The sequence below is a fragment of the Eleftheria terrae genome (assembly GCF_030419005.1).
GTDB classification, from domain to species: Bacteria; Pseudomonadota; Gammaproteobacteria; order Burkholderiales; family Burkholderiaceae_C; genus Caldimonas; species Caldimonas terrae.
In genome coordinates this window covers 1,252,205-1,270,753 of the sequence record NZ_CP106951.1, presented here as the reverse complement: position 1 = coordinate 1,270,753, position 18,549 = coordinate 1,252,205, and the positions used below count along the sequence as shown (strand labels likewise).

The 18,549-nt window shown below is 70.5% G+C and carries 12 protein-coding genes; 9 read left to right on the top strand and 3 right to left on the bottom strand.

Features of this window, described 5'->3' with window-relative positions; all coding sequences use genetic code 11:
* Window position 1: 1 nt before the first annotated feature.
* On the bottom strand, window positions 2-3,145 hold the full coding sequence (locus N7L95_RS05640) for a response regulator (protein ID WP_301258839.1): 3,144 nt from the start codon (window positions 3,143-3,145) through the stop codon (window positions 2-4).
* A 281-nt stretch (window positions 3,146-3,426) separates the two neighbouring features.
* On the opposite strand from N7L95_RS05640, the gene N7L95_RS05635 reads away from it, so the two are divergent.
* The 9 genes from N7L95_RS05635 to N7L95_RS05595 all read left to right on the top strand — a co-directional run bounded on the left by N7L95_RS05635 (window position 3,427) and on the right by N7L95_RS05595 (window position 14,734).
* The gene (locus N7L95_RS05635) at window positions 3,427-6,222 is read left to right on the top strand and encodes a hybrid sensor histidine kinase/response regulator (RefSeq protein ID WP_301258838.1); all 2,796 of its coding nucleotides are present in this window, start codon (window positions 3,427-3,429) and stop codon (window positions 6,220-6,222) included.
* A 184-nt stretch (window positions 6,223-6,406) separates the two neighbouring features.
* On the top strand, window positions 6,407-6,850 hold the full coding sequence (locus N7L95_RS05630; RefSeq protein ID WP_301258837.1) for a hypothetical protein: 444 nt from the start codon (window positions 6,407-6,409) through the stop codon (window positions 6,848-6,850).
* Window positions 6,851-7,009: 159 nt separating this feature from the next.
* A complete protein-coding gene (locus N7L95_RS05625) occupies window positions 7,010-8,215 on the top strand; it encodes an ROK family transcriptional regulator (RefSeq protein WP_301258836.1) in 1,206 nt (401 codons plus the stop codon).
* Window positions 8,212-9,714, top strand: a complete 1,503-nt coding sequence (locus tag N7L95_RS05620) for a sugar ABC transporter ATP-binding protein (protein WP_301258835.1) — start codon at window positions 8,212-8,214, stop codon at window positions 9,712-9,714. Before N7L95_RS05625 ends, N7L95_RS05620 begins: the two co-directional genes overlap by 4 nt.
* Complete coding sequence (locus N7L95_RS05615; protein WP_301258834.1) at window positions 9,695-10,705, top strand: ABC transporter permease; 1,011 nt, start codon at window positions 9,695-9,697, stop codon at window positions 10,703-10,705. The genes N7L95_RS05620 and N7L95_RS05615 overlap by 20 nt, the downstream gene beginning before the upstream one ends.
* Before the next feature lie 39 nt (window positions 10,706-10,744).
* Window positions 10,745-11,701, top strand: coding sequence for a substrate-binding domain-containing protein (locus N7L95_RS05610; RefSeq protein ID WP_301258833.1), 957 nt, complete (start codon window positions 10,745-10,747; stop codon window positions 11,699-11,701).
* A gap of 19 nt (window positions 11,702-11,720) precedes the next feature.
* Window positions 11,721-12,734 (top strand): sugar phosphate isomerase/epimerase family protein, encoded by a 1,014-nt coding sequence (locus tag N7L95_RS05605; protein WP_301258832.1) that lies wholly within the window; start codon window positions 11,721-11,723, stop codon window positions 12,732-12,734.
* A gap of 30 nt (window positions 12,735-12,764) precedes the next feature.
* Window positions 12,765-13,895, top strand: coding sequence for a Gfo/Idh/MocA family protein (locus N7L95_RS05600; protein ID WP_301260079.1), 1,131 nt, complete (start codon window positions 12,765-12,767; stop codon window positions 13,893-13,895).
* Window positions 13,896-14,164: 269 nt separating this feature from the next.
* Complete coding sequence (locus N7L95_RS05595) at window positions 14,165-14,734, top strand: RNA polymerase sigma factor (RefSeq protein ID WP_301258831.1); 570 nt, start codon at window positions 14,165-14,167, stop codon at window positions 14,732-14,734.
* A 13-nt stretch (window positions 14,735-14,747) separates the two neighbouring features.
* Here the strand turns inward: N7L95_RS05595 and N7L95_RS05590 are convergent, their stop codons facing one another.
* Window positions 14,748-16,733 (bottom strand): ATP-binding protein, encoded by a 1,986-nt coding sequence (locus N7L95_RS05590; RefSeq protein WP_301258830.1) that lies wholly within the window; start codon window positions 16,731-16,733, stop codon window positions 14,748-14,750.
* A gap of 125 nt (window positions 16,734-16,858) precedes the next feature.
* On the bottom strand, window positions 16,859-18,259 hold the full coding sequence (locus N7L95_RS05585) for a sigma-54-dependent transcriptional regulator (protein WP_301258829.1): 1,401 nt from the start codon (window positions 18,257-18,259) through the stop codon (window positions 16,859-16,861).
* Between the last annotated feature and the right edge of the window lie 290 nt (window positions 18,260-18,549).

Here is an 18,549-nt window from a genome sequence, read left to right as displayed (position 1 = left end):
CTCACTTGCGGACCCAGACGCGACACAGCGAAACGAGCCGGTCCACGTCGATGGGCTTGGAGATGTAGTCGTCGGCGCCGGCCTCCAGGCAGCGCAGCCGGTCCTCGGGCATGGCCTTGGCGGTGAGGGCGATCACCGGCAGCTTGGCCAGTTGCGGGCGGGTCCTCAGCTCGCGGATCGCGGTCAGCCCGTCCATCTCCGGCATCATGATGTCCATCAGCACCAGGTCGATGTTGGCGCCATCGGCGTCCAGGCGCTGCAGCGCCTCGCGGCCGTTGCGGGCGATGGCCAGGGTGGCACCCAGCGGCTCCAGCACGCTGGAGAGCGCGTAGACGTTGCGCACATCGTCCTCGGCCAGCAGGATGGTGCGGCCGTCCAGCACCACGTCGCGCTGACGCGCCTGCTTGAGCAGCCGCTGATGGTCGGGTGGCAGGGCCGACTCCACGCTGTGCAGGAACAGGGTGACCTCGTCGAGCAGGCGGTCCGGCGAGCGGGCGCCCTTGATGATGATGGAGCGCGAGTAGCGGCGCAGGCGCTGTTCCTCGTCGCTGGTGAGGGTGCGGCCGGTGTAGACGATCACGGGCGGGAAGGCGTAGTCGCCGCCCTCGGCCATCTGCTCCAACAGCTCGAAGCCCGAGCCGTCCGGCAGCGACAGGTCGGTCACCATGCAGTCGAAGGTCTGCGCCGACAGCTGCGCCAGCGCATCCTGCACGGTGCCCACCGCGGTGATGCGGGCCTGGTCGCTGCCAAGCAGCAGGCCGATGTTGTCGCGCAACTGCGCATCGTCTTCCACCACCAACACCTGCCGCACTTGCTGCCGGAGCTTGTCCTCGATCTTGGCCAGCGCTCCCAGCAACTGCTCGCGCCCGACCGGCTTCAGTGCATAGCCGATGGCGCCCAGCTCGAGCGCCGTGTGGGCGCGGTCGTGCAGCGACACCATGTGCACCGGCAGGTGACGGGTGGACGAATCGCGCTTGAGCTGCTCCAGCACGCCCAGCCCCGACTGGTCGGGCAGGCCGATGTCGAGCAGGATGCCGCTCGGTTGCAGCTCGCGTGCCAGGCGCAGGCCTTCTGCGCCGTTGTTGGCCACCACGCAATCGAAGTCCTGCTCATGGGCCAGGTCATAGAGCACGCGGGAGAAGCGGGCGTCGTCCTCGATGACCAGGATGAGCCGCTGTGGCCGCGAACGACGGCTGCGGTCGTCGTCGAAGGCCGGCGGAGGAATGGGCGCCAGGGGCGGGTCGGCCGGCTGCTGGCGTGCAACGGCAGGCAAGGGCGCCGGCACCGGCGGCGCCACCACCGCCGTGACCACGGCCGCTGCCGGTGCCGGGTGGGGGGCGGGCGCTTTGGGTGCGGATGCCGCCGGCTGCCATTGCACCGGGAGTTCGAGGGTGAAGGTGCTGCCCTGGCCGGGCGCGCTGTCGAGCAGGATGCGGCCGCCCAGCAGCTCGGCCAGCTCCTTGGATATCGACAGGCCCAGGCCGGTGCCGCCGTACTTGCGGCTGGTGGAGCCGTCCGCCTGACGGAAGGCCTCGAAGATGACCTCGTGCTGGTGCTCGGGAATGCCGATGCCGCTGTCGCGCACGGCAAACGCGACGCGGCCGGGGCCGGCCGACGACACCGTCAGGGTGACCTCGCCCTGCGCGGTGAACTTGAAGGCATTGGACAACAGGTTCTTCAGCACCTGCAGCACGCGCTGCCCGTCGGTCAGCAAGGCGGACGGCGCGTTGCGCGCCACCTCCACGCCGAAGCGCAGCGACTTTTCCTCGGCGATCGGCATGAAGGTGTCCTTCAGCCGTTGCAGCAGGCCATCGAGCTGCAGCGCCTCGGCATGCACCTCGACATGGCCGGCCTCGATGCGGGAGAGGTCGAGGATGTCGTTGATGAGCGTGAGCAGGTCGTTGTTGGCTGCATGCACCGAGGTGGCGTAGCGCACCTGCTCCTGGGTGAGCGTGCCTTCCTTGTTGTCGGCCAGCAGCTTGGACAGGATCAGCGCGCTGTTGAGCGGCGTGCGCAGCTCGTGGGACATGTTGGCCAGGAACTCCGACTTGTGCCGGTTGGCCGCTTCCAGTTGCTCGGCGTTCAGCTGCAGGGCGCGCTGGACCACCAGCAAGTCCTCCTTCTGGCGCTCCAGCCGCTGGGTCTGCTCCTCCAGCAGCACATTGCTCTGCTCCAGCTCGGTCTGCTGCAGCTCCAGGCGGGCCTGGGAGTCCTGCAGCGCCCGGGCCTGCGCTTCGAGCTCCTCGTTGGACACCCGCAGTTCCTCCTGCTGGGCCTGCAGCTCCTCGCTCTGTCGCTGTGTTTCCTCCAGCAACTCCACCAGGCGTTCGCGGTAGGCCGCGGAGCGCAAGGCCTGGGCGATCGGATCGCCCACGGCGTTGGCCAGCGCGAGCAGCGACTGCCGCGCTGGCGGCGGCGTCACGAAACCCAGCTCCAGCACGCCCAGGGTGTGGCGGCTGTGGCGGATCGGCAGCAGCAGCACGGCACGCGGAGCCCCATGGCCGAGCGCTGATGCCACCCGCAGGTAATGCTCGGGCAGATGTTCCACCAGCTGAGGCTGCTCTTCACGTGCCGCTTGGCCGGCCAGGCCATGCCCGAGCTCCAGGCGCTCGGGCGGACCCTGCGCTGGATCGCAGGCGAAGGCGCCGGTGCGTACCAGCACCTGGCCTTCCAGCCGGTACAGCACGCCCACCTGGGCACCGACATAGCGGGCCAGGGTGGCCAGCGCGTTGTCGGCCACCTCGGTGCGGCTTTGCTCGCCCACCAGCGCCTGCGCCACGATCGTTTCACCGCCGTTGACCCACATTTGTGCCTGCTCGGCTTGCCGCACGCGCAGCACCCGGGCCACCAGCAGGCCCACCACCCACATGGCAGCCATCCCGACCGAGCGGTTGATGAGCGCCAGTTGCGCTGACACTCCGGCCGGCGAAATGAGCCAGCCTGCCACGGTCAGCACGGTCGAGGCAGCAGCTGTCGCCAGCGGCACTCCCGGGCGCGGCTGGAACAGGCAGAGGGCCACGGGCACCAGATAGAGCATCCACTCGGTGACGCCGAGCTGCGTGACGGCGTCCACCGCAAAAATGCCGGCGGCAATGCCGGCGATCAGCAGATAGAGGAGGGCGTGTCGAGTGTGTTCAATGGGCATGGCAAGTGGGTCGGAGGACGGCTCCCGGCAGGGTCGCCGGCGGCAAGTGCGGCGATTTTTACAGTCAGCGGTGCTCGATTTGTAAAAGGAAGATGCAGTGTGGTGGCTGTCCGGACTCCCCAGAGAAGCTGGCGTGCCTGCGTAGCAAATAGCAGTCCTGCTCTTCTGCGGGCTCTCGCTGGCCGCCCCCGCGCAAACACGCCCTGCGGCCTCTCGGGGCGCAGGCTAGACTCACCGGCTTCGACACCTCTGGCCACCCGCGCGCGGCGGCCGCACTCCGGATGCGCACCGTTCCGCTGCAACAACGCCTGCTGCTGCTCGCGGTGGCCGGCATCTTTCCGCTCGCACTCGGCTCCGGGGCGGCCCTCGTGGCGCTGGTGAAAGAGCAGCGCCACCAGGCCCAGCAGGCCACCTTGGACGTCACCCGGGCGCTGGCCAGCGCGGTGGACGCGGAGCTGCGGCGCAACATTGCCGTGCTGGAGGCGCTGTCGGCTTCGCCGCTGCTGGATGCCGGCGATCCGGCCGCTTACGACGGGCAGGCCCGCCGGGCGATAGCCAGCCTGCCGGACTGGCGCAACCTGATCCTGAGCGACGTGGAGGGCCGCGTGCTGGTGCACACCGGCTACCCGGGCGGCCACGGCATGCCGCGCCAGGTGGTGGAGCCGGACAGCCTGCTGCAGGTGGTGCGCAGCGGCCGGCCGTCGGTGGGCCGCCTGGCGGTCGGGCCGCGCGGGGAGTGGGGCGTGCCGGTGCGCGTGCCGGTACGCCGAGAGGGGCGGCTGCGCTATGTGCTGACCGGGGTGCTCAAACCGGCAAGCTTCCTGGCCGTGGTGCAGGCCCAGAAGGTGCCGCCCGACGGTGTGGTGGCGGTGTTCGATGACCGCAATGCCCGGGTGGCGCGCTCGCGCAGCCTGGACCAGACGGTGGGCCGGCCGCCGTCGCCCACCCTGGCCCAGCTGCTCGCCTCGCCGGCCGACGAAGGCGTGGGCGTCACGCGGGCAACCGAGGGCGACCGGGTCTACACCGCCTACGTGCGGTCACCGGCGACCGGCTGGACGGTGGCTGTCGGCCGGCCGACAGCGGCGGTCGAGGCCGAGGCCACGCGGGCGCTCGCGACCTATGGCGGTGGCTTCCTGCTGTCGCTGGTACTGGGCGTGGCACTGGCCCTCGCCGCGGCGCGCCGCATCAGTGGCCCGATCGACGAGCTGCGCCTGGCGGCGCTCGCGGTGGGCCGAGGCGAGCTGCCGCAACTGCCCGCCAGCGACATCCTGGAGGTGCAGTCGGTGGCCGATGCGCTCGGCGCCTCGGCCAGCCAGCGCGCGCGCAGTGAAGCCGAGCGTGAACGCCTGCTCGGTGCCGAGCGCTCAGCTCGTGCCGCGGCCGAGCAGGCCCGCGGCCGCCTCGAGCTACTCGCGTCCTCGGGCAGCGAACTGTCGAATTCGCTGGAGTCGCGCACCACCTTGCAGGCCGTTGCATCGGTGATGGTGCCGGCCATCGTGGACTGGTGCTGCATCGACCTGCTGGATGCCGAGGGCGGCCTGCAGCGAGCCCTGGCCTACCACGCCGATGCCGAGCGCAGCCGGCAGGCGGTGGAACTCGGCCTCCGGTGGCGCGGCGGATCGGGCACCCCTGGCACGCTGGCCTGGGCGGTGGCGACCGGAAGCGCCCACCATGCGCAGTTCGACTCGCCCGAGGACCTCGAGGCGATCGACGATCCGCAGTTTCGCGAGTTCGCCCGGGGGCTCGGCATGCGGGCCCATTTTGTGGTGCCCCTGGTGGCGCGTGGCCGCATCATCGGTGCGCTGGGAGCCGTGCAAGCCGAGTCCGGGCGCGCGCTGAGCCGCGACGACCGTGCGCTGATCGCCGAGCTCGCGCGGCGCGCGGCGCTGGCGCTGGACAACGCGCGGCTCTATGCCGACGCCGAAGCGGCTCGCGAGCAGGCCGAGACGGCCAACCGCGCAAAGGACGAATTCCTTGCCATGCTCGGACACGAATTGCGCAACCCGCTGGCCCCCATCACCACCGCGCTGCACCTGATGGCGCGGCGCGACGAAGGGCACCACACCTTCGAGCGCGGCGTGATCGAGCGGCAGGTGGCCCATCTGTCCCGCCTGGTGGACGACTTGCTGGACGTTTCCCGCATCACCCGCGGCAAGGTGCAGCTGGAGCTGGCGCCGCTGGAGCTGCAGGCCGTGGTGGAGCGCGCAATGGAACTGGTGGAGCCGGCCGGGAAGGACCGCGCCAGGCCGGTGGAGCTCGCGCTGCCGGCGCAGCCGGTGCGCGTCGAGGGCGACCCGGTACGCCTGGTGCAGGTGGTGTGCAACCTGCTGACGAACGCGCTCAAGTTCACGCCAGCGGACGGCCGCATCACGCTGCGCCTCAGCGCAGCTGCCGGCCAGGCGGAGCTGGCGGTGGAAGACGAGGGCAGCGGCATCCCGGCGCAACTGCTGCCGCATGTGTTCGAGCTGTTCGTGCAGGGCGGCCAGGCGCTCGACCGGCGTGCCGGCGGGCTCGGGCTGGGGCTGGCCATCGTTCGCACGCTGGTGGCCATGCATGGCGGCACGGTGAGCGCCAGCAGCGAGGGGCCCGGCCGCGGCAGCCGGTTCGTCGTGCGCCTGCCGCTGCTGGGGGCCGGCCCGCCGGCGGGCACGAACGAGGCAACGACGCCGGCGGCGGCAGTGCCCGATGCCCCGCGCGCCCGCATCCTGATCGTCGACGACAACCTGGATGCGGCCAATTCGCTGGCCCTTGTGCTCGGCGATGCAGGCCACCAGGTGAAGACCGCGGCAGATGCGGGCGCCGCCCTCCAGGTGCTGCGGTCCTTCGACGCGCAGGTGGCGGTGCTCGACATCGGCCTGCCCGGCATCGACGGCTACCAGCTGGCCAGTACCTTGCGCGCCGACCCGGGCCTGGCCGGTCTGCGGCTGGTGGCGCTCACCGGCTACGGCCGCGAGCCGGACCGGGCGCGTGCCCTCGAGGCCCGGTTTGACGAGCACCTGGTGAAGCCGGTCGCGATCCCGCGCTTGCTGGCCGTCATTGCGCACCTGCTGGGCGGCGGGCAGGAGATTCGCGGGTAGCGGCTGCGCAGCAGGCCTGCAGACCGGCGCGCTCTCGCGGGCGGCGCGGTGAGCGCGGGCCGGGCCTGTCAGGAGCGTCCTACAGCCGGTCGGCGTTGGCGGACGACAGCCTGGTGGCCGTCCGACAGGGCGGCGGCTCGTGCCACCCTAGACTGGTGCGAGCCAAAACGACCAGGAGCTTTGCATGAACGCCTGTCTTTCCTTGCCCCGCCGCCTCGCCCTGGCTGCTGCCGGCGCACTCGTTGCAGCTGCCCCGGTGTGGGCCGCTGATCCGCCACCCTCGTCGCAGGAGCGCTATCGCGCCGAGCGGGCCGCCTGCGAGAGCGGCTGGTCGCACCAGGACCGGGCCACCTGCTTGAAGGAAGCCGGCGCCGCACGCGAGGAGGCGCGTCGTGGGCAACTCGATGGCGCCAACACGCAATACCAGCGCAACGCCATGGCCCGCTGCGACGCCCTGCCGCAGGCCGACCGCGCAGATTGCCAGGCCCGCGTGCGTGGTGAGGGCACCGCCCGCGGCAGCGTGGAGGCCGGCGGCATCTACAAGGAAACCGTGACCCGGGAACTGCCCGCCGCGGCGCCCGTCGCCCCGGCGCCGGTGCAGCCGGCAGCCTCCTCCTTGCAGCCCTGACGCCGGCAGGCGGCCCTCGGGTCGCCGGCTTGCGGCATCATCGTCCCACTTCGGCCAGTATTTGGCCAAACATCAGTCTTGAGCAGCCGAAGTCGGCTGCCTAGCATCTGCTTCGCCACGGTCCGCTGCAAGACGGGCCGGGTTCAGGAGACCCGCTTGATGGATTGGGACGATCTCTCGCCTGCCGAGTTTCGCGTTCTCGAGACCGTGTTCTGGTCCGGAGGCGCTTCACGTCATGAATTGGCGGGGCAGGCGGACTTCTCGAAGAGCAAGGCCAATGCGGCGGTCGCCGCCCTGGTGGAGCGCGGCCTGCTGGAGGAGGTCGGCCCACAGCCCTCCACCGGCGGCCGGCGGCCCGAGCTGCTGCGGCTGGCCCATCGCATGGGCGTCCTGCTGGCCATCGACCTCGGTGCCACCAGCCTCGCGCTGGCCGTGATGGCGCCGGACCTGACGGTGCTGGCGTACCACAGCGAGGCGGCCGACGTGCGGGCTGGCCCCGGCGTGACGGTGTCGCGCGTGCGCATCCTGCTGCGCCAGCTGCTGCAGCAGGCGGGCGCCAGTGCCTCGCAGGTCATCGGCATCGGCATGGGCGTGCCCGGGCCGGTGGAATTCGACAGCGGCTTGCTGGTCAACCCGCCGCTGATGCCGGGCTGGGAAGGTTTTTCGATCCGCGAATACCTGCGCGAGGACTACCGCGCCCCGGCCTTCATCGACAACGATGTGAACCTGATGGCCCTCGGCGAGCTGGGCCGCCTTCAGCGACGGCTCAGCGATTTCCTGGTGATCAAGGCCGGCACCGGCATTGGCTGCGGCATCGTCTGCCACGGCGAGGTCTACCGTGGCGCCGAGGGCTCCGCCGGCGACGTCGGCCACATCTGCGTCGACCATGACGGCCCGCGCTGCCACTGCGGCAACCTCGGCTGCGTGGAGGTGATGGCCGCCGGCCCGGCGCTGGCCCGCATGGCGATGGAGGCGGCGCGCGCCGGCGAGAGCGCCATGCTGGCCGAGCGCCTGCAAGCACAGGGCACGCTGACGCCCGAGGACGTGGCCCAGGCCAGCCGCTCGGGCGACGTGGCGGCCAATGCCATCATCCAGCGCAGCGGGCAGCTGCTGGGGCGCATGCTGGCCTCGCTGGTGAACTTCTTCAATCCTTCGCACATCTTCATTGGCGGTGGGCTGGCGCGCATCGGCCCGCTGTACCTGGCCTCGATCCGGCAGAGCATCTACCAGCGCTCGCTGGCGCTGTCCACCCGCCACCTGCAGATCGAGTACGCGCCGCTCGGTGAGCGTGCCGGCCTGTCGGGCGCTGGCGTGCTGGCCCTGCAGGAAACACTGCGCCTGCATCGCCGGGGGAGAGGGCGGTGAGCACCACGCCGCACATCGCTTTCGACGCCATTGCCAAGGCATTTGGTGCGGTGGCGGTGCTGCACGGCGTGAGCTTCGAGCTGGCGCCGGGGCGCGTCTACGGGCTGCTGGGCGAGAACGGCGCCGGCAAGTCCACGCTGATGAAGATCCTGGCAGGCTACGAGGCGCCGAGCAGCGGCACGCTGCGGCTCGACGGCCGGCCCCTGCGCCTGGCGGGCCCGCGGGAAGCGGAGGCGCTGGGCATCGTGCTGATCCACCAGGAGTTCAACCTGGCGGAGCACCTCAGCATCGCGCAGAACGTCTTCCTGGGCCATGAGCTGCGGCGCGGCTGCTGGCTCGACGATGCCGCCATGCGGCGCGAGACCGCGGCGGTGCTCGAGATGGTCGGGCTGGCACGCGACCCCGACACACCGGTGCACCGCCTCATCGTCGCCGAGAAGCAACTGGTGGAAATCGCCAAGGCGCTGTCGCGTCAGGCGCGCGTGCTGATCATGGACGAGCCGACCGCCACCCTCACGCCGTCGGAGACCGAGCGCTTGTTCGGGCTGATCGACCGGCTGCGCCGGGAAGGCCGTACGGTGCTCTACATCTCGCACAAGCTCGACGAGGTCGAGCGCATCACCGACGAGGTGCTGGTGATGCGCGACGGCCGCTTCGTGACGCGGGTGCCCACCCCGGCGCTGAGCCGCCAGGAGATGGCGCGCCTGATGGTGGGCCGCGAGCTGAGCGACCTGTTTCCGCCGCGCGAGCCCTTGCCCCGGGAGGCGGCTGCCGCGCCTGCCCTGCTGAAGGTGTCGGGACTCGGTGTGCCAGGCTGGGCCGAGGGCATCGATTTCGAAGTGCGCGGCGGCGAGATCCTGGGCTTCGCCGGCCTGGTGGGTGCCGGCCGCACCGAGCTGTTCGAGGCCCTGGTGGGCCTGCGGCCGATCTCGGCCGGCCAGGTGGAGCTGCAGGGCCGGCGGGTGCGCTTCCGCGATCCGCGCGCCGCCGCCGCCAGCGGCCTGACCTACCTGAGCGAGGACCGCAAGGGCCGCGGCCTGCACCTGAGCCTTGGCCTGCGCGAGAACCTCACGCTGATGGCCCTGCAACGCTATGCAAGGCCGCTGCTCGACCTGCCGGCCGAGCAGCGCGCGCTGCAGCGCGCGGTCGACGAATTCGGCATTCGCACCCGTGCCCTCACGGTGCATGCCGGCGCGCTGTCCGGCGGCAACCAGCAGAAGCTGGCCCTGGCCCGGGTGCTGCACCCCGACCCCCGGGTGGTCGTGCTGGACGAGCCGACCCGTGGCGTGGACGTGGGTGCCAAGCGCGACATCTATTTCCTGATCCAGCGGCTGGCGCGGGAAGGCCGTGCCGTCGTGGTCGTGTCGTCCGAGCTGATGGAGCTCATCGGCCTGTGCCACCGCGTCTGCGTGATGCGTGCCGGCCGGCTGCAGGCCACGCTGGGAGCCGAATCGTTGAGCGAAGAGGAGCTGATCGCCCATGCCACCGGAACTCGCTGACCATCGTGCCGCCGGCGCCCCGGGCCGGGCCGGCCGGGCGCTTGCGCGGCTGCACGCGCTGGGGCCGCTGCTCGGCCTGGCGCTGCTGTGCGTTGCAGGCGCTGCCCTCAACAGCGACTTCGCCTCGCTGGACAACGCCATGAACGTGCTGACCCGTACCGCCTTCATCGGCATCATCGCGGTCGGCATGTGCTTCGTGATCATCTGCGGCGGCATCGACCTGTCGGTCGGCTCGATGGCCGCCCTGATCGCCGGCAGCATGATCCTGCTGATGAACAAGCTGGCGCCGGCGCTGGCTTCGCCGCTGGCGGTGGTGGCCCTCGGCATGGCGTTCGCCTTGCTGCTTGGGGCGCTGTTCGGCCTGGCGCACGGGCTGCTGATCACCAAGGGGCGCATCGAGCCCTTCATCGTCACGCTCGGCACGCTGGGCATCTTCCGCGCCTACCTCACCTACTTCTCCGATGGCGGCGCCCTGACGCTCGACCTCGCGCTGTCGGACGCCTACAGCCCGGTGTACTACGCGAGCCTGCTGGGCGTGCCGGTGCCGGTGTGGGTGTTCCTGGCCGTGGCGCTGCTCGGCGGCCTCATCCTCAACCGCACGGCCTATGGGCGCTATGTGCAGGCCATCGGCTCCAACGAGCAGGTGGCCCGCTATGCGGCAGTGGACGTGGACCGGGTCAAGGTCCTCACCTATGTGCTGCTGGGCAGCTGCGTGGGCATCGCCACCTTGCTCTACGTGCCACGGCTGGGCTCGGCCTCGCCGACCACCGGGCTGCTGTGGGAGCTGGAGGCGATCGCCGCGGTCATCGTCGGCGGCACGGCGCTCAAGGGCGGCAGCGGCAGCATCACCGGCACCGTGATCGGCGCCGTGTTGCTTTCAGTGATCAGCAACATCCTCAACCTCACCAGCCTGATCAGCGTGTACCTGAACGCGGCGGTGCAGGGCTTTGCCATCATCCTGGTCGCCTTCCTGCAGCGCGGGCGACGCTGAAGGCCGCATTCTCGCTGCACCCATAACGGAGACAAGCCCATGAAGTTCATCCAGCGTCTTCTCTCGGCCGGCGCCATCGCCCTGGCCGCCACCTGCGGGCCCGTGCTCGCGCAGTCCAAGCTGACCCTGGGCGTGGCGATTCCCGCGGCCACCCATGGCTTCACGGGCGGCATCGTCTGGTGGGCCCAGCAGGCCAAGAAGGAGCTCGAACAGCAGCATCCCGGCCTGCGCATCATCGTCAAGACCGCCGGCGGCGCGCCGGAGCAGGCCAACCAGCTGCAGGACATGCTCACCGTCAACAAGATCCGGGCGCTGGTGATCTTCCCCTTCGAGTCCGCCGCGTTGACGCAGCCCGTGGCCCAGGTGAAGCGCAAGGGAGTCTATGTGACGGTGGTCGACCGCGGGCTGACCGACAGCAGCGCGCAAGACGCCTACGTGGCCGGCGACAACACCGCCTTCGGCAAGCTGCCGGCCGAGTACATCGCCCGCCGCCTGGAAGGCAAGGGTAACCTCGTGGCGCTGCGCGGCATCCCCACCACGCTCGACAACGAGCGCATGGACGCCTTCAACAGCGTGCTCAAGCAGCACCCGGAACTGAAGTTGCTGGACGCGAAGTACGCCAACTGGAACCGCGACGATGCCTTCAAGGTGATGCAGGACTACCTGACCCGCTTCAAGCAGATCGACGCCGTCTGGGCCGCAGACGACGACATGGCGGTCGGCGTGCTGCGCGCCATCGAGCAGGCCCAGCGGCGCGACATCCGCCTGGTCTTCGGCGGCGCGGGGGCCAAGGGCATGGTGAAGCGGCTGATCGACGGCGACCCGCTCATCCAGGCCAACGTGTCCTACTCGCCCAAGTTCATCTACGACGCCATCAAGCTCACTGCCGAGGCCAGGCTGAAGGGCGAGAAGCTGCCGTCCACCACCATCATTCCCTCGGTGCTCATCACCCAGGAGAACGCGCGGCAGTTCTACTTCCCCGATTCGCCCTTCTGAGCCCCTCCAAGGAGTCTCCATGGCACGACCGATCGCACTCTTCACCGGCCAGTGGGCCGACCTGCCGCTGCGCGAGCTGGCCCCGCTGGCCAAGCGCATGGGCTACGACGGGCTGGAGCTCGCCTGCGCGGGCGACCATTTCGATGTGCAGCAGGCGCTCGCGTCGGACGACTACGTGCAGCGTCAGCGGGCGCTGCTGGAGTCGCACGGCCTGCAGTGCTGGGCACTCAGCAACCACCTGGTGGGGCAGGCGGTGTGTGACCGCATCGACGAGCGCCACCGGGCCATCCTCCCCGAGCGGCTGTGGGGCGACGGCGATCCTGAAGGCGTGCGGCGGCGTGCCGCCCGCGAGATGCAGGACACCGCGGCTGCGGCGGCCCGCTTCGGGGTGAAGACGGTCACCGGCTTCACCGGCTTCACCGGCTCATCGATCTGGCATGCGGTGTACGGCTTCCCGCCGACCTCGCAGGCCTATTGGGATGCTGGCTACGCCGACTTTGCCGAGCGCTGGCTGCCCATCCTCGATGCCTTCGACGCCCACGGCGTCAACTTTGCGCTGGAGGTGCACCCCATCGAGATTGCCTTCGACATCGCCAGCAGCCAGCGCGCGCTGCAGGCGGTGGGCGGCCACCGGCGCTTCGGCTTCAACTTCGATCCCAGCCATTTCGCCTACCAGGGAGTGGACTATGTGAAGTTCATCCGCAGCTTTCCAGACCGCATCCACAACGCCCACATGAAGGACGTCTGGTGGGACCGTGGCGACGGGACGGTGGGGGTCTTCGGCGGCCACACCAGTTTCGGCGACCCGCGGCGCTACTGGGACTTCCGCAGCGTCGGGCGCGGCAGGGTGGACTTCGAGTCCATCATCGTCGCACTCAACGACATCGGCTATGCCGGCCCGCTCAGCGTGGAGTGGGAAGACAGCCGCATGGACCGCGTGCACGGTGCCACCGAGAGCGCGGCGTACTGCCGCCGGCTCGACTTCCCGAGCGCCGGCCGGGCCTTCGACGCCGCCTTCGACACCCGACGCTGAGGAGCCGCCGTGCAAGCGCTACGTTATGCGATGGTGGGCGGCGGCCGCGACGCCTTCATTGGCGCGGTGCACCGCCAGGCCCTGGCCCTGGACGGCCGCTGGCAGCTGGTGGCCGGCGCCTTGTCCTCCGACCCCGAGAAGGCACGTGCCTCCGGCCGCGACCTGGGGCTGCCGGACGACCGCAACCACGGCTGCTGGCAGGACCTGCTGGAGGACGAAATCGCCCGCCCGCCCGGCGAGCGCATCGACCTGGTCTGCATCGTGACCCCCAACCACCTGCACTACCCGGTGGCACGCGCCTTCACCGAAGCCGGTTTCCATGTGGTGTGCGACAAGCCGCTGGCCAACAACAGCGAGCAGGCCCGGCACCTGGTGGCGCTGTGCGAGCGCGAGGGCACTGTGTTTGGCGTCACCTACAACTACACCGGCTACCCGATGGTGCGCCAGGCCAGGGCGCTGGTGCAGGGCGGTGCCATCGGCGAGGTGCGCAAGGTAGTGGTCGAGTACAACCAGGGCTGGCTGGCGCGCGACGTGGAGCGCAGCGGCAACAAGCAGGCCGGCTGGCGCACCGACCCGGAGCGCAGCGGGCGGGCGGGGGCGATCGGGGACATCGGCTCGCATGCCGAGAACCTGGTGGCCACGGTCACCGGGCTGGAGATCGAAGCGGTGTGCGCCGACCTCAGCACCTTTGTGCCGGGCCGTCGGCTGGAGGACGACGGCAACCTGCTGCTGCGCTACAGCAGCGGCGCCTGCGGCGTCTTGATGGCGACGCAGGTGGCGGCCGGCTGCGAGAACGACCTGAGCCTGCGCGTGTTCGGCAGCGAAGGCTCCCTGAGCTGGCGCCAGGAAGAGCCGAACCAGCTGCTGCTGTGCCCGGCCGACGGGCCGCGCCAGCTGTTCACCCGCGGCTCGCCCTGGTTGCATGAAGCGGCACGCCGCGCGACCCGCTTGCCAGCAGGCCATCCCGAGGCCTTCATCGAGGCCTTTGCCAATGTCTACATCGGCGTGGCCGAAGCCATCCAGGCCAGGCGCGAGGGCCGCATTCCTGTGGCGTGGGAGGCCGATCACCCGACGGTGCAGGACGGGGCGCGTGGCGTGTGGTTCATCGAGAAGACCGTCGAATCGTCGCGCTCGGCGCAGAAGTGGACCTTCTGGGAGTGAGCACGGGAGCCGACGTCCGGCCGGGCGCGACCTTTCAAAAATGAAAGATTCCCGACCGGCGCCGCTTGCATCCGTGCCAGGTGCGGCACCGGGTGCCCGCCACCCTGCGGGAAAAAGCGGTTGTGGATCAACGACTTCAAGCGCTCGCGGTGGCCTGGTACGGGCTTCGCTAAGGTCCGTCTCAAGCCGCCCTGCCGCAGCCGATGGTTGCCGGTCGGGCCTCCGGACAGCAGCCCCGGGCTGCCAGCGACCTTGGAAAGACCTGACGCATGACCACCGCTCGCCGCCGTGAAGACGATCCCTCCTGCCGCTGCCGCCGCAATGAATTGCTCGGCTCCCTGTTCGCACAACGCTACCAGCGGCTCTACCACTTCGTGCTGGCCCGTGTGCGCGACGCAGACGATGCCGCCGAGATCGCCCAGCAGGCCTTCACCGAGGCGCTGCAGTCGTACCAGGACTTCCGCGGCGACTCCGAGATCCATACCTGGGTTTACAGCATCGCCCTCAACCTGACGCGCAACTACCTGTCGCGCTCGCCACGCCGCCGCTACCAGTTCGACGGCGAGGAGGTGCTGGCCGAGCACCCCGCGCAGCATGCGGACCCCCTGGATCAGCTGGATGCACAGCAATGCATCACCATGCTGCAGCGCCACCTCGGGCAGCTGCCACAGGAGATGCGCGAGACCTTGCTCTATGTGACGCTGGACGACAATTCCTACGGCGAGGCGGCCGAGGCGTTTGCGGTGCCGGTGGGCACGGTGCGCAGCCGCGTCTCGCGGGCGCGCTCCATCCTGCGCCACCAGCTGTCGCAGGACGGCCTGGCCCTGCAGGCTGCCTGAGGCGTCGCTGCGCTCAGTCGCCCTGGCCGCCGGGCTGCGGCGGCACGGCCTCGGGTCGCGCGTCCGGCTGTGCGCGCGGCAAGCGCAAGGTGAACTCCGCACCACCGTCGGGATGGTTGCGCCCGCTCAGCTCGCCCCCCATCTCGCGGGCGAGCTTGGCGGAGAGTGCCAGCCCCATGCCCAGCCCCTGGCCGGCCGCCTTGGTGGTCACGAAGATCTCGAACAGGTGCGCCTGGGCCTCGGCATTCAAGCCCGGCCCATGGTCGCGCACCCGCACCAGCACCGACCGGCTGTCCTTGTCGCGCAGCGAGACGTGGATGCGGCGGTCGGCCGCGCCGGCGGTCGCCTCGATCGCATTGCTGAGCAGGTTCACCAGGATCAGCCGCACCCGCTGCGCATCCACCAGGGCCCAGGCATCGTTGCCATGGACCAGCACCCGGTGCGTGCCACCATGCAGCTGCGGCTCCAGCACCCGCAGCGCCTGCCGCAGGCAGTCGCGCAGGCGCTCGGGCAGCGGGTGGTAGGGCTGCTTGCGCGCGAAGTCCTCCAGCGAGCGGGTGAGCTCCGTCAATTGGTCGGCCAGCTGCACCAGGTCATGCAGGTTGCGGCGCACACGCTCGGTCTCGCCGCGCTGCAGCAGGGTATCGCTCAGCTCCGCCAGCATGCGCATGCTGGCCAGCGGGCGCTTCACTTCATGGTTGACGCCGGCCACCATGCGACCCAGTGCCGCCATCTTGCCGGTGTGGAAGGCCGCTTCGGCATTGCGCCTGCGCTCTTCCTCCATGTCGAGTTCTGCAGTCAGCTGGCGCACGCGGCGCTCCACTGCACTGCCTTGCGCACGCTCGGCCAGGGCCTGGGCATGCCTGCGCCAGCGCGCGGCCGGCTCCGGCAGGCCCAGGCGATCACAGGCCTGCAGCAGCTTCTGGCACAGCCGGCGTGCCTCCTCCGGCATGCCACCGTCTTCGAAACCCGCCATCGAACGCTGCCAATGCACCAGGGCGCGGTCTTCGCGACCCTGGCCATGGCGGATGTCGCCGAGGCATTCGTGGGCGGCCGCCATGTGGCGTGGCAGCCGCCAGCGGCGCGCTGCGGCCAGTGCCTGCAGCGCCAGCTTCACCGCCTCACCGGCATTGCCCAGCGCGCTCTGCATGGCGCTGGCCCGCAGCGACAGCGCGGCATGGGTGTGGTCGGCGCTGCGCCGTGCGCTGCGCGCATCGCGCCACAGCCAGTAGCCCACCAGCATCACGCCGGCGAAGGACGTCGCCAGCACGAACAGCAGCGTCAGGTGGGCCTGCGACTCGGCCAGCGCATCGACCCGGTCCACCGGCACATGCACCTCCACCGCACCCAGCAGCTGGTGCAGCTTGAAGACACGGCCTTGCTCGACGCCGTCCGACACCCGGCGGGCCAGCACCTCCGGCAGGCGCTCCATGCCGTTGTGGCAGGCAACGCAGCCTTGCTCGGAGGCGGGGTCGGCCCGCATGTAGCGCAGGGTGCGGCGGCCGCCGAGCGTCTCGAAGCGCCAGGCCGGCTTCCATTCGATGGGCCGCGGCGGGTCGGGCCGGTCCTGCGCCTGCAGCTGCTGCCAGGCCCAGCGCTGGAAGTCGTCGCGCAGGCCCTGGCTGGCCTCGAGGTTCCAGCGGCTCAGCGGCCGGTAGCTGTAGAGGCCGCTGTTGTGCCGGGTGATGTCGCGGCCCACATACTTGAGGAACTGGGCCGGAATGGGCGCGAAGCCGGGGTGGACCTTGTAGTCCGGCGTGCTGCCGAAGCCGTCGCCGGCCAGCTTGGCCACCACCTCGCGGGAGTACACGCTGCGCGCCACCAGGGCCTGGCTCGCCACGATCTCGGCAACACGGACCGCCTCATGCTCGATGATGTGTTCCTGCGAGCGCACCAGGATGGCGTAGTGCGCGGCCCCCAGCACCAGCAACACGCCCAGCAGGATCAGCACCTTGTAGCGCGCCGGGCGCCCGACGCGCGCGCGGATCCACTTCGTCATCCGCTCACCTCCCTTTGCTGCGATGGCGCCGTTTCGGCCAACCGGCTCTCCTTGTCGGCGCGCAGCGATGTTAGGTGCGGCCTGCCGGCCGATTGTTATGAGGTGTAGGGTCGTGCGGCGGCCGTTCAGGCGCTGCGGCGGAAGCGGGCCAGGTCGATGTTGTGCGCCTTCATCTTGCGGTAGAGCGCCGAATAGTTGATGCCCAGTGCCTTGCAGGCCTCGCTGGCCGAGCCGCCGTGGCGGCGCAGCGCGTCTTCGATCAGCCCCTTCTCGACCGAGGCGAGCGTCTGGTCGAGCAGGCGCTCGCCCTCGGCGGCGGCCGCGCAGGCGCCGAGCGAGGGCGCGATGCCCAGCTGCACCTGCTCGGCCACATTGCGCAGCTCCCTGACGTTGCCGGGCCACTCGTAGCCAAGCAGCCGTTGCATCAGCTCGGGCTGCGGGCTCGCCACCGGCTGGTCGAAGCGTTGTGCCGCTTCCTGCAGGAAGTGGGCGAACAAGGCCGGGATGTCGTCGCGCCGCTCGCGCAGCGGCGGGTTGCGCAGCGGCGCCACGCTGAGGCGGTAGACCAGGTCGAGCCGGAAGCCGCCCTGGTCGCTCAGGGCCTTCAGGTCCACCTTGGTGGCGGCCACCACCCGCAGGTCGACCGGGATGGGCTGGTTGGAGCCGAGCCGTTCCACCTGGCGTTCCTGCAACACCCGCAGCAGCTTGGCCTGCAGGTGCAGCGGCATCGCCTCGATCTCGTCGAGGAAGAGCGTGCCGCCGCTGGCGAACTCGATCTTGCCGATGCGTGCCTTGGTGGCTCCGGTGTAGGCCCCGGCCTCGTGGCCGAACAGCTCGCTCTCGAACAAGGCCTCGGGTATCGCGGCACAGTTGATCGCCACGAAGTTGCCCTTGCGGGTGCCGAACTGGTGCAGCGAGCGGGCCACCAGTTCCTTGCCGGTGCCCGTCTCGCCGAGCACCAGCACGTCCACCGGTGCCGGGGCGATGCGCAGGATCGCTTCGCGCAGCTCCCGCACCGGGGTGCTGTCGCCACGGATCACCGAGGCGATGCCCAGCGCCTCGGCCAGCCGGCCCTTGAGCGCCCGGTTCTCGCTGGCGAGGCGGCGCTGCTGCACCGCCCGGCCGAGCAGGGTGACCAGCTTCTCGATCGGAAACGGCTTCTCGAGGAAGTCGTAGGCGCCGTTGCGGATGGCGTCGATCGCCATCGGGATGTTGCCGCGCGCACTCAGCACCACCACCGGCAGGCCGGGGTCCAGGGCCCGGCATTCCGCCAGCACGTCGAGGCCCGACATGCCGGGCATCATCATGTCGGTGAGTACCGCATCCGGCTGCAGCAGCGTCAGCCGTGCCACCGCCTCGCGGGGCTGGCGAAACAGCGAGACCCGGAAGCCATGCACCGACAAGGACTCGGAGAGGATGCGCGAGAAGTCCTTGTCGTCCTCCACCAGCATGACATGGCAGCCGGCCGGCGGAGCCAGCGGCGCAGGGTCGGGCAGGGAAGGGGCGGGGCCGATGGGGTGGGGCATGGACACGCCTTGCGGGCTCGCAGCTGTGAAGGTGCGGCTCATTATCAGGACGCAGTGGGTGTCGCTGCCTGCTCTTGCATCCCGATACACCGCCGCGGGCACTGGCCGTGAACACTCCAGCGGCTGCCGTCACTAAGGCCGGTACGGCGCTGCTGCCGGGCGGGGCGTCCGGGGCGGGCGCTGCTCTGCGGGAGTGCATGATGTTGGACCTTGCTGGCCGGCCCCCTGCCTGTTGCCGCCTTGCCGGGACGCTTGCCCGGGGCGGGGCCGGCCGGCGCTTGCGCACGCTG

Coding starts and splice junctions, on each gene's coding strand:
- N7L95_RS05640 (WP_301258839.1), bottom strand. CDS start 3,145: ATGCCCATTGAACACACTCGACACGCCCTCCTCTATCTGCTGATCGCC.
- N7L95_RS05635 (WP_301258838.1), top strand. CDS start 3,427: ATGCGCACCGTTCCGCTGCAACAACGCCTGCTGCTGCTCGCGGTGGCC.
- N7L95_RS05630 (WP_301258837.1), top strand. CDS start 6,407: ATGAACGCCTGTCTTTCCTTGCCCCGCCGCCTCGCCCTGGCTGCTGCC.
- N7L95_RS05625 (WP_301258836.1), top strand. CDS start 7,010: ATGGATTGGGACGATCTCTCGCCTGCCGAGTTTCGCGTTCTCGAGACC.
- N7L95_RS05615 (WP_301258834.1), top strand. CDS start 9,695: ATGCCACCGGAACTCGCTGACCATCGTGCCGCCGGCGCCCCGGGCCGG.
- N7L95_RS05610 (WP_301258833.1), top strand. CDS start 10,745: ATGAAGTTCATCCAGCGTCTTCTCTCGGCCGGCGCCATCGCCCTGGCC.
- N7L95_RS05605 (WP_301258832.1), top strand. CDS start 11,721: ATGGCACGACCGATCGCACTCTTCACCGGCCAGTGGGCCGACCTGCCG.
- N7L95_RS05600 (WP_301260079.1), top strand. CDS start 12,765: ATGGTGGGCGGCGGCCGCGACGCCTTCATTGGCGCGGTGCACCGCCAG.
- N7L95_RS05595 (WP_301258831.1), top strand. CDS start 14,165: ATGACCACCGCTCGCCGCCGTGAAGACGATCCCTCCTGCCGCTGCCGC.
- N7L95_RS05590 (WP_301258830.1), bottom strand. CDS start 16,733: ATGACGAAGTGGATCCGCGCGCGCGTCGGGCGCCCGGCGCGCTACAAG.
- N7L95_RS05585 (WP_301258829.1), bottom strand. CDS start 18,259: ATGCCCCACCCCATCGGCCCCGCCCCTTCCCTGCCCGACCCTGCGCCG.